At 57.5% G+C, this 10,669-nt stretch carries 14 protein-coding genes; 13 read left to right on the plus strand and 1 reads right to left on the minus strand.

What is annotated here, in order from left to right:
• Positions 1-5: 5 nt before the first annotated feature.
• The 13 genes from hypE to hypD all read left to right on the plus strand — a co-directional run bounded on the left by hypE (position 6) and on the right by hypD (position 10,146).
• A complete protein-coding gene (gene hypE, locus RI563_RS02870) occupies positions 6-1,016 on the plus strand; it encodes a hydrogenase expression/formation protein HypE (RefSeq protein ID WP_317622851.1) in 1,011 nt (336 codons plus the stop codon).
• Between the two features lie 215 nt (positions 1,017-1,231).
• Positions 1,232-1,501 carry a cytochrome c gene (locus RI563_RS02875; protein ID WP_310692839.1) on the plus strand — a complete coding sequence of 90 codons (270 nt, stop codon included), beginning with the start codon at positions 1,232-1,234 and terminating at the stop codon, positions 1,499-1,501.
• A 7-nt stretch (positions 1,502-1,508) separates the two neighbouring features.
• Positions 1,509-1,976 (plus strand): HyaD/HybD family hydrogenase maturation endopeptidase, encoded by a 468-nt coding sequence (locus RI563_RS02880; protein ID WP_310692840.1) that lies wholly within the window; start codon positions 1,509-1,511, stop codon positions 1,974-1,976.
• The gene (locus RI563_RS02885; RefSeq protein ID WP_310692841.1) at positions 1,973-2,407 is read left to right on the plus strand and encodes a hydrogenase expression/formation C-terminal domain-containing protein; all 435 of its coding nucleotides are present in this window, start codon (positions 1,973-1,975) and stop codon (positions 2,405-2,407) included. The genes RI563_RS02880 and RI563_RS02885 overlap by 4 nt, the downstream gene beginning before the upstream one ends.
• Before the next feature lie 10 nt (positions 2,408-2,417).
• The gene (locus RI563_RS02890) at positions 2,418-3,515 is read left to right on the plus strand and encodes a hydrogenase small subunit (RefSeq protein ID WP_310692842.1); all 1,098 of its coding nucleotides are present in this window, start codon (positions 2,418-2,420) and stop codon (positions 3,513-3,515) included.
• A complete protein-coding gene (locus RI563_RS02895; RefSeq protein ID WP_310692843.1) occupies positions 3,512-4,159 on the plus strand; it encodes a hypothetical protein in 648 nt (215 codons plus the stop codon). Before RI563_RS02890 ends, RI563_RS02895 begins: the two co-directional genes overlap by 4 nt.
• Positions 4,156-5,445, plus strand: a complete 1,290-nt coding sequence (locus RI563_RS02900) for a (Fe-S)-binding protein (RefSeq protein ID WP_310692844.1) — start codon at positions 4,156-4,158, stop codon at positions 5,443-5,445. Before RI563_RS02895 ends, RI563_RS02900 begins: the two co-directional genes overlap by 4 nt.
• Positions 5,442-7,211 (plus strand): nickel-dependent hydrogenase large subunit, encoded by a 1,770-nt coding sequence (locus tag RI563_RS02905; RefSeq protein ID WP_310692845.1) that lies wholly within the window; start codon positions 5,442-5,444, stop codon positions 7,209-7,211. Before RI563_RS02900 ends, RI563_RS02905 begins: the two co-directional genes overlap by 4 nt.
• 18 nt (positions 7,212-7,229) lie before the next feature.
• The gene (locus RI563_RS02910; protein WP_310692846.1) at positions 7,230-7,463 is read left to right on the plus strand and encodes a HupE/UreJ family protein; all 234 of its coding nucleotides are present in this window, start codon (positions 7,230-7,232) and stop codon (positions 7,461-7,463) included.
• 4 nt (positions 7,464-7,467) lie between these two features.
• Entirely contained in the window at positions 7,468-7,710 is a 243-nt protein-coding gene (locus RI563_RS02915; protein ID WP_310692847.1) for a HypC/HybG/HupF family hydrogenase formation chaperone, read from the plus strand.
• A complete protein-coding gene (gene hypA, locus RI563_RS02920; RefSeq protein ID WP_310692848.1) occupies positions 7,703-8,077 on the plus strand; it encodes a hydrogenase maturation nickel metallochaperone HypA in 375 nt (124 codons plus the stop codon). The genes RI563_RS02915 and hypA overlap by 8 nt, the downstream gene beginning before the upstream one ends.
• Before the next feature lie 128 nt (positions 8,078-8,205).
• The gene (hypB, locus tag RI563_RS02925) at positions 8,206-9,036 is read left to right on the plus strand and encodes a hydrogenase nickel incorporation protein HypB (protein WP_310692849.1); all 831 of its coding nucleotides are present in this window, start codon (positions 8,206-8,208) and stop codon (positions 9,034-9,036) included.
• A gap of 15 nt (positions 9,037-9,051) precedes the next feature.
• Entirely contained in the window at positions 9,052-10,146 is a 1,095-nt protein-coding gene (hypD, locus tag RI563_RS02930) for a hydrogenase formation protein HypD (protein ID WP_310692850.1), read from the plus strand.
• Positions 10,147-10,366: 220 nt separating this feature from the next.
• Here the strand turns inward: hypD and RI563_RS02935 are convergent.
• Positions 10,367-10,669 (minus strand): Spy/CpxP family protein refolding chaperone (locus tag RI563_RS02935; protein WP_310692851.1); only part of this gene is annotated, 303 nt, incomplete at its 5' end.

A 10,669-nucleotide genomic window follows, 5' to 3' on the forward strand; every position in this document is an offset into this window, starting at 1 on the left:
CCCAACTGACTGACACGCATATCTCCCTCGCCCACGGTAACGGCGGTCGCCTGATGCGCGAATTGATCGAGGAATTGATTGCCGACTGTCTCGGCGATCGGCTGCTGGATATCGAAAACGATGCCGCCGGTATCGCGCTGAATACTGATGGGGCCGAGTTACTGATCACCACCGACGGTTTTACGGTCAAACCGCTGGAATTCCCGGGTGGCGATATCGGTTCGCTGGCGGTGCACGGCACGGTCAACGATCTGGCGGTCAGCGGGGCGATTCCCCATTACCTGACGCTGAATCTGTTTATCGAAGAAGGGCTCGAGCTGGCGTTACTGCAGCGACTGCTCAACAGCCTGGCCGACGCCGCCCGTGAAGCCGGAGTACGTATCGCCTGTGGTGATACCAAGGTGGTGCCGCGCGGCGAAGGCAGCGGGCTCTATCTTGCCACCACCGGCGTCGGCCTGCGGGCGCATTCGTTACAACTGGGGATGTCCCGTATCCAGCCTGAGGACACGATTCTCGTCAGCGGGCCGGTCGGTGACCATGGCATTGCTGTCATGCTGGCCCGGGAACAGTTCGGCCTGCGCGGTGAGGTCCGTTCCGATGCCGCCAGTGTCCTGCCTCTGGCGCAGGCCGCCATCCAACTGGGTGGCCTGCGCTATATGCGCGATCCCACCCGCGGTGGTCTGGCCACGGTCCTGCATGAGATTCAGCGCGCCACCGGCCTGGGTGTGCGGGTACAGGAGATCGGCATTCCGGTACGCGAGCCGGTCCGTTCGGTCTGCGACATACTCGGCTACGATCCCTATTATCTGGCCTGTGAAGGTCGCATTGTGGCCGTCATCGCCAGCGATCAGGCCCCGGCCTTGCTGGATGCCTGGCAGCAACTTCCCGCCGGCGAAGGGGCCGCGATCATCGGCCAGCTCAATCGTGACGACCCCTGCGTGGTGCTGGAAACCGAACTCGGTGGCGAACGGGCACTGGAAGAACTGGAAGATGATCCCCTGCCCCGAATCTGTTAACCGTCAGTCAGCATAAACCCGGATTATTCTGGTGCAATCTTCCGGTATTACGACATTCCCTTTGAGCCAAACCTTTATTAGCAGTAGGGCTATGAAAAATCATTATTTTATTTGCCAAACCCGGCATGCCTGCTAATCTTTATGAAAGATGCTTCCGGTCATCATCCTGTCATAAACGAAATATAAAACCGAAGGCATTAACCTGGGATTGCAGTATGAATAACAATAAAACCCTTTCATTTTTATCAAGCATTGTTTTCGGATTCGGCTTTTTCGCCATCAACGGTTCAGTCCATGCCAGTGACGGTGCCAGTTTATTTACACAACACTGCGCGCAATGCCATCAGTCGGCCAGCCGGATCAAGACCGCGCCGGAACAGATTGCGAAACTGCTCGATGGCAAAACGATACGCCAGCACCGGTTCAGCCTTGATGAAGCCACTGTCCGGGCGATTGTCAATCACATAAAACAACAGAAATCATAAATAGCACATGCAGACACTTATTCTCGGCATAGGGAATACTTTGCTCAGCGATGAAGGCGTCGGCGTGCACGCCATTCATTATCTTCAAAATCATTATCCCGTTCTTCCCGATACCCAACTGATTGATGGTGGCACCCTGAGTTTCACCCTGGCTACGGATATCGAAGAAGCCGACAATTTGATTGTCATCGACGCGGCCCAGTTGCATGCCAACCCCGGCACAGTAAAAGCCTTTGTTAATGACGAGATGGATCAATTTCTGGGCAAAGGCAACAAACGCAGCGTCCACGAAGTAGGTTTACTGGATCTGATGCACATCAGCCGCCTGAGCGGCAACTTCCCGAACCGACGTGCCCTGATTGGCATCCAGCCACAAAAACTGGATTGGGGTGAGTCGCCCACCGACGCCGTTTCAGCCGCCATTCCGCTCGCCTGCGAGCAGGTTGTTGAACAGATCCGGAGCTGGCAAGTATGAGTAAACTGGACGAGATCAGCGTCAGTATCGAACCGCCCGCCTCACCCAGCCAGGTACGGGCCATACTCACCGAACTGCAGACCAAGCTTGATAGCCTGGCCAAACAGGGAATTACTGATTCGGTTGATCTGCGCAGCCTGCCAATGTTTCCCGGCGATTATGAACTGCTCAAGGAAACCCTCGGTTACGGCGAGATCCATATCAGCATTGATGCCATGGGGCCGACCGAAATCTATGAAACCGCCTTTCCCGGTATCTGGTGGATCACTCATTCTAACAGTGACGACGAGAATATCGCCGAGTTTATCGAGATAACCACCCTGCCGGCGATTCTTAAAACCGCCGACGGGGATCTGCAACACGCCAGTCAGCAACTTTTACAGCTGATTGACAACGACACTGATATTGAGTCCAACCTCAACCGCGAATGAGGAGAAGGGAATGAAGCCGCATGATACGCTCGCCGAACATCTGCAAAGCCAGGGAATAAGCCGACGCGGCTTTCTCAAGTTTTGCGCCGCCACCGCCTCGATGCTGGCCCTGTCGCCCAATATGGCCGGCGCTATTGCCGACGCCCTGGGCAAGGCCAGACGCCCCTCTGTCATCTGGCTCTCCTTTCAGGAATGTACCGGCTGTACCGAATCCCTGACCCGCTCGCATAACCCCTCGGTCGAGAGCCTGATTCTCAGTGCGATTTCTCTCGATTACCACCATACCCTGCAGGCCGCCTCCGGGACCGCCGCCGAACAGGCCCGGGAACAGGCCATGCACGACAATCAGGGCGAGTACCTGCTGGTGGTCGACGGTTCCATCCCGACCGGGGCCGCCGGCGGCTACTCCACTATTGCCGGCATCAGTAATCTGCAAATGCTCGAAGAGACTGCAAAACACGCCGCTGCCATTATCTCTGTCGGCACCTGTGCTGCCTTTGGCGGGATTCCCTATGCCAATCCCAATCCGACCGGCGCCCGTTCCGTAATGGATCTGATCCACGACAAGCCGATTGTGAATGTACCGGGCTGCCCCCCGATTCCCATCGTGATTACCGGCGTCATCTCCCATTATCTGACCTTCGGTAGCTTGCCGGAACTCGACAGTCTCAAGCGCCCGCTCTCCTTTTTCGGTGACACGATTCACGATCGCTGTTATCGCCGCCCGTTTTACGATCAGGGCAAGTTTGCCAAGACATTCGATGATGAAGGCGCGCGTAACGGCTGGTGTCTGTATGAACTGGGCTGCAAGGGACCAACAACCCACAATGCCTGCGCCACCGCCAAATGGAACAATGGCGTCAGCTTTCCGATCGAATCAGGTCATGGCTGTATCGGTTGTTCGGAACCCGATTTCTGGGATGCCGGCAGCTTTTATCAGGCCATCTCCTCCTCGCCCGCAGACCTCTCCAGCGCCGCCACCGGGGCGGTCATCGCCGGCGCCGCCGGTGGTGCGGCACTGGGTCTGTATAACAAATACAAACGCAGCAATGCGAAAGATAAACACTATACGGTCACCACCGACGACATGGAGGAGGGTTCATCATGAGCGCACTGGAACTGCTGACCTGGGCACGGGGACCGGCGCTGCAGGCCGCGCTGGTGATCTTCATCGTTGGCATGCTGATCCGGATCCTCGAACTGCTGCTCATCGGGCGCAAAAAAGACCTCTCCGCCGCTCGCGGGGGACAGGTTGGCGCCGGCTTGCGCACCATCATCACCCGCAGTATTCCGGTGAGTGGCACCTGGAAGCAGCACCTCTCCGGTTATGTGTGGCATATCGGGTTTATCGTGGTGCTATTGTTCTATGCACCGCATATTCAGCTGTTCAAGGAAGGTTTCGGCATCGCCTGGCCGGCCCTGCCAACCTCCCTGATCGATGTCATCACCATTGTTACCATGGCCGCTCTGGTGTTTTCCCTGTTCATGCGCTTCACCGATCCGGTGCGTCGTATGCTCTCCACAGCAGGTGATTATTTTGCCTGGGTGGTGACCTTTTTGCCGTTGCTAACCGGCTACCTGGCTTTTCACAATGTGGCGGCGGATTACACACTGATGCTGGCGCTGCATATTATGAGCGTCAATCTGTTGCTGGTCGTTTTTCCGTTTACCAAACTGGCCCATGCGGTAACGTTTCTGTTTTCCCGCTGGTACAACGGCGCCAATGCCGGGCGTAAAGGAGTGCGAGTATGAGCGAATCCGTCGACCGGGCGGTCAATGCAATGAAAGAGCAGATCGATGCGCCCACTGCATCGTATTTTTCCAGTTGCGTGCATTGCGGTATCTGTGCCGATGCCTGCCTGTTCTACACAGAAACCGGCGATCCGCAATACACACCGATTCACAAGCTTGATTTGATGCGCCGGGTCTGGGAACGGGAATACACCTTCGCGGGACGAATTAAAAAATGGCTCGGTCTCAGTCGCAATATCACCGAAAACGATCTGACAAAATGGGAAACCCTGGTCTACGACAGCTGTACTATGTGTGGTCGCTGCTCTCTCTATTGTCCGGTCGGGAATGACATTGTCAGCATGGTGCGCAAAATGCGCGAGGCGATGGTCGCTTCCGGCCACGCACCGGAGGGATTGCGCCACGCCAGCAAACGCTCGGTGGAGATTGGCAGTCCTATGGGGATCACAGCCAAGACCCTGGAAGCCCAAATCAAACATGCCGAAAAAGAAACGGGTCTGGAAGTCCCGCTGGACAAGGAAGGCGTAGACTACATGATGTTGTTGTCCTCCGCGGAGATCGCCCAGTTTCACGAAATCATCCCGGCCGTCACCCGCATATTCCATCAGGCCGGTGTTACCTGGACCCTCTGTTCCACCGCCTTTGAGGGCACCAACAGCGGCATCCAGATCGGCTCCTCGGATATTGCGGCCGAGCTGATTAACCGCATTGTCGATGGCGCACAGAAACTCAAGGTCAACTATGTCATCAGCCCCGAATGCGGCCATGCCTATACCGCCCTGCGCTGGGAAGGCCCCAACCTGATCGGCAAGCCCTATCCGTTTGAAGTGGTGCATATTATCGAGTTGCTGGATCAGCTACGCGCCCGGGGCAAACTCAAGGTTGAGGGCAAGGACGATACCCGTCAGACCTTTCACGATCCCTGCCAGATGGTGCGCCGTGGCGGTGTGGTGGAACAGCCCCGCACCCTGATGAACCTGGTCGCCACCGACTTTGTCGAGATGCCGGATCACGGCATGATGAACTGGTGTTGTGGTGGCGGCGGTGGCGTCAGCGCCAACGAACGGGCCGAACCGCTGCGACGCAAGGTCTTCAGCGCCAAAAAACAACAGCTGGATCAAATCGGTGTGGAACGGATCGTCACCGCCTGCTCCAACTGCCGGAACATGCTTGAGGAAGGACTGGAGGATAACAATATGGATGAAATTGAAGTGATCGGACTCAGTGAGTGGCTGGCCGAATACCTGGCCACCCCGTCAGCCGATGCAGCAGGAGATAAATCATGAGTGAACGCGTCGTTGTCGATCCGATTACCCGCATCGAAGGCCATTTGCGTATCGAGGCGCAAACCAATGGCGACACGATTACCGAGGCCTATTCCTCCGGAACCATGGTCCGGGGCATCGAGATCATCCTGCGGGGTCGTGATCCCCGGGATGCCTGGGCGTTTGCACAACGCATTTGCGGTGTCTGCACCCTGGTGCATGGCATTGCCTCGGTCCGGGCGGTGGAAGATGCGCTCAATTACGAGATCCCGCCCAATGCCCAGCTGATTCGTAACCTGATGATCGCCGCCCAGTATGTGCACGATCACGTGATGCATTTCTATCATCTGCATGCGCTGGACTGGGTGGACGTGGTCTCGGCCCTCAATGCCGATCCCAAGGCGACTTCACAACTGGCACAACAGGTCAGCCCCGCCAACCCGAAAAGTTCGCCGGGTTACTTCGCCGATATGAAAAAACGCCTGCAGGAATTTGTCGAAAGTGGTCAGCTCGGTATCTTTGCCAACGGTTACTGGGGTCATCCCGCCTACAAGCTGCCGCCCGAAGCCAACCTGATGGCCGTCGCCCATTATCTCGAGGCGCTGGCCTGGCAACGTAACGTGGTGCAACTGCATACCATTCTCGGTGGCAAGAACCCGCATCCCAACTTCCTGGTCGGCGGTTCACCCTCGGCCATCAGTATCGATCCGGGGCATGAAGGCCAGGGCAAAGGGCCACGCTATCGCGGTGGCGTCGGGGCCACGGCGTTGAACCAGAGCGGACTATCCAAGATCAAAAACATTATCGAGAACATGCAGCGTTTTGTGGATCAGGTCTATCTGCCCGATACCCTGGCGATTGCCGGTTTCTATAAAGAATGGGCCCAGCAGGGCGAAGGGGTCGGCAATTTCATGAGTTACGGCGACTTCCCCACCAACGGCATGGATGATATCAGCTCGTTTCTGGTTCCCCGTGGCGCCATCCTCAATCGCGATCTCTCCACCGTCCACGATATCGATCTCAATGATGATTCCCAGATCAAGGAGTATGTTTCCCACTCCTGGTATAACTATCAGGGTGGCAAGGACCAGGGACTGCACCCCTATGACGGAGAAACCGAGCTCAACTACGACGGCCCGCAGCCGCCCTACCAGCACCTGAATGTAGATCAATCCTATTCCTGGATGAAATCGCCTCGCTGGAAAGGCCACGCCATGGAAGTCGGTCCGCTGGCCCGGGTGCTGTTGATGTATGCCAAGGGACACGAGCAGACCAAAGAGCTGGCCACCAAAGCCCTGCGCCAGCTCGATCTGCCGCTGGAGGCCATGTATTCCACCCTCGGACGCACCGCCGCCCGTACCCTGGAGACCAAGATTTTTGCCGACGGCATGATGGGCTGGTACGACCAGCTGGTGAATAACATCCGTAACGGCGATGTCAAAACCCATAACGAAAAACTCTGGGATCCGTCGACCTGGCCGAAAGAAGCGCGCGGCGTCGGCTATACCGAAGCGCCGCGTGGCGCCCTGGCCCACTGGATCGTGATCAAGGACGGTAAGATCGATAACTACCAGGCGGTAGTGCCCAGCACCTGGAATGCCGGACCGCGCGATGCCCAGGGGCAGGAGGGACCTTACGAAGCGGCATTGAAAGGTCACAAACTGCATGATCCCAACCAACCGATCGAAATCCTGCGCACCATTCACAGCTTCGATCCGTGTATTGCCTGTGCCGTGCATGTGACCGATACTGAGGGCGATGAACTGGTCAAGGTCAAAGTCGTCTGACAAGAAGGAGAGATAACCATGACACGTATACTTACTGCCAGCTTGTTATCCAGCGGCGGACTGTTATTCAGCACTCGCGGTGTGGCTCACCCCGGTACCGACCATGGCATGCCTTTCCGGGAAGGAATGGCGCATTTGCTAACCCAACCGGATCACCTTCTGATGATACTGGGTGCGGGCCTGTTCGCGGCGATCATGCTCAAAAGCCTCCTCGCCCGGCGGGCAACAGCCCGCAAGCACCGGGACAAGTAACCCCATGTGCCTGGGCATTCCGATGCAGATTGTGGAAATCAACGGTTTCAACGCCCGTTGCGAAGCCAAGGGCGTGGAACGGGATATCAGCCTGTTCATGTTGCAGGACGATGCGGTCGAGCCCGGCGATTATGTGATGGTTCACGTGGGCTACGCGATTCAGAAGATCAGCGAACAGGATGCCCGCTCGAGCTGGGAACTGTTCGATGAAATCCTGGCCGCCGAATCGGCCCTTTCCAATGCATGAACTGTCGATCTGTCAGAGCATGCTGAACCAGATCGAGGCCGTGGCGATGGAAAACCGGGCCACCGCGGTGCACCGCGTCAAAGTGCAGGTTGGTCCCTTATCCGGTGTCGAGCCGCAATTACTGCAACAGGCTTTTCCCATTGCCGTGGCCGGTAGCATCGCCGAAACCGCGGTGCTGGAGATTGAGCTGCTGCCCATTCGCCTCGAATGCCGCCAGTGCGGCGCCGAATCCGAGGCCGCCTCGGCCAACAAACTGGTCTGCGGACAATGCGGTCACTGGCAGACCCGTTTATTGAGCGGTGACGAAATGCTGCTGGCCAGCCTCGAACTGGACCGATCGACGGCTGAACAGGCGGCAAAGGGTTAATAAACAAATGCAAACCACCAAGACACGAAGACACCAAGATAAATAAAACCGCATCATATTCATTTATAAATCTTCGTGTCTTGGTGTCTTCGTGGTTGGGCTTTTTAATCTATTCGGAGGAAGGCGGTATGTGTGATACCTGCGGCTGCAACATAACTTCCGGTAACCGGCACCTGCTGCAACCGGCCGGCAAGCTGGAAAAAACCGCTGACGGCAAGTCGGCAGTGACGGTACTGCAAAGTCTGTTGTCGGAAAACGATCACCAGGCCCTGCACAACCGTCAGCACTTTGATCAACACGGAGTCCTGGCCATCAACCTGATGTCCTCGCCCGGCTCGGGCAAGACCGCCCTGCTCGAGGCGACCATCGATGCCCTGGCCGAGCGTTATCGCATTGCCGTCATCGAAGGGGATCTGGAAACCGAGAATGACGCCGAGCGTATCCGCGCCAGAGGCGTCACGGCGATTCAGATCGCCACCGGCAGCGCCTGTCATCTCGATGCCCACATGGTGCATGACGCCCTGCATCAGCTGAATCTGGCCGATTACGATCTGATCTTTATCGAAAACGTCGGCAACCTGGTCTGCCCGGCCAGTTTCGATCTCGGCCATCACCACAACATCACCCTGCTCTCGGTGACCGAAGGCGACGATAAGCCGGCCAAGTACCCGGTCATGTTCCGCGCTGCCGATCTGATGTTGCTGACCAAGACCGACCTGCTGGCGGTACTGGATGATTTCGATCCACAAAAAGCCGAGCACTGCCTGCGACAACTGGCCAACCCGGCCCCCATGCTGTCGCTGTCGGCCACCCGGCAACAGGGCATGGCGGCGTGGTTCGACTGGCTGGATAACGCGCTGGCCTCCCATAAACAGCGGCTTGAACAGGGCGAGACGGTAATGCCGAAAATCCAGGCGGACGGCGCCTGGTTGCATGCCGGCGAAGCGGCCCATCCCTGATATCGCGAGTCGCTGATGAGTCTGGACGCCCAACAATGGCTACAACAGATCCGGCAACTGCCCTTGCCGAAGAAAGTGCGCATCATGAACGTGTGCGGCGGACACGAGCGCTCGATCACCCAGGCCGGGCTGCGCAGTGCCCTGCCCGACAACATCGAATTGATTCCCGGCCCCGGCTGTCCCGTCTGCGTCTGCCCTGAAGAAGATATCTATGAAGCAATCCAGATTGCCCTGAACGAGAATGTCATTCTGGTGGCCTTCGGCGATATGTTGCGCGTGCCTGTCAACGTCCGTAAAAGCGAGGCGCGCTCGCTGGAACAGGCCAAAGCCCGCGGCGCCGATATTCGCCCGGTGGCCTCGCCCACCGATGTAGTCCGGATCGCCCGGGACAACCCCGGTAAAGAAGTCGTGTTCTTCGCCGCCGGCTTTGAAACCACCACCGCACCGGTGGCCGCGATGCTGGCCGAGGGCGTACCGGACAACCTGCTGATACTGCTCTCGGGCCGACTCACCTGGCCGGCGGTGGCCATGTTGCTGGAGTCGGACGAACCCGGTTTCGATTGCCTGGTGGCACCGGGTCATGTCGCCACAGTCATGGGCTCGGAAGAATGGCGCTTTGTCGTCGAACAGCACAACATTCCTGCCGCGGTGGCCGGTTTCAATAACGACAGCCTGCTGGCCGCTTTTTATTCGACCTTACGCCAGTTACTGGAGGGCAAACCGTTTCTGGATAACTGCTATCCCGAACTGGTGAGTGAACAGGGCAATTCCCACGCCAAACAGCACCTGTACAACGTCATGGAAGTCACCGACGCCAACTGGCGCGGTATCGGGACAATTCCTTTATCCGGATTTGGTCTGAGAGACGCCTATCAAGCGCATGATGCCCGGCAAAAATACGTCGGCTACCAGGATGAAGCCCGTAAACGGGCCGGCGAGATGCCACCGGGCTGCGATTGCGCCCGGGTGGTACTGGGCAAAATCTACCCCACCGACTGCAAACTGTATGGCGCCGCCTGCACACCGCGCAACCCCATCGGCCCCTGCATGGTCTCCGACGAAGGTGCCTGCCGCATCTGGTGGAGCAACGTCCGAAAACCTGCCGCCTGATTCCCTTTTTTGACTGGCTCTGGAACAAACGCGGAGGACGCGGAGCCGCGGAGCCGCAGAGATTTCAAGAACCATCCAGCCGGGCTAACATGAATTCGGGGAAGATAAAGATCGACTTGTGAAGATGTGTATAACAAAATTCTCTTCTCCGCGCCTTTGCGGCTCCGCGTCCTCCGCGTTAACTTCCGACAACCGGATAATAAAAGCGGCCCTTACCGGCTCACTCCATCATCATGCCCTGGCCGCCCATCGTGCCGCGCCCATATTTACGGTGCATCTCACGCAGTTGCTCCCGCTGCTCCGCTGTGAGTTTGTCCATCATCCGGTTGCGGGCCTCCAGCCGATCCTGGAACATCTGCTTGCGCAGATTGGCCATCTTGTCATAAATCCGACCGGCAGCGGTCGGGTCCGGCTTGTCGGCCGCCATGATATCCTGCAACTGGTGGCGCAGATCCATCATCTCGCCCATGCGCTCCCAGTTCTTCTTCTGCATCTTGCGCTGCATATCACGCATTGCCTGGCG

Source organism: Thiohalophilus sp. (genome assembly GCF_031581315.1).
Taxonomy (GTDB): Bacteria; Pseudomonadota; Gammaproteobacteria; order UBA6429; family Thiohalophilaceae; genus Thiohalophilus.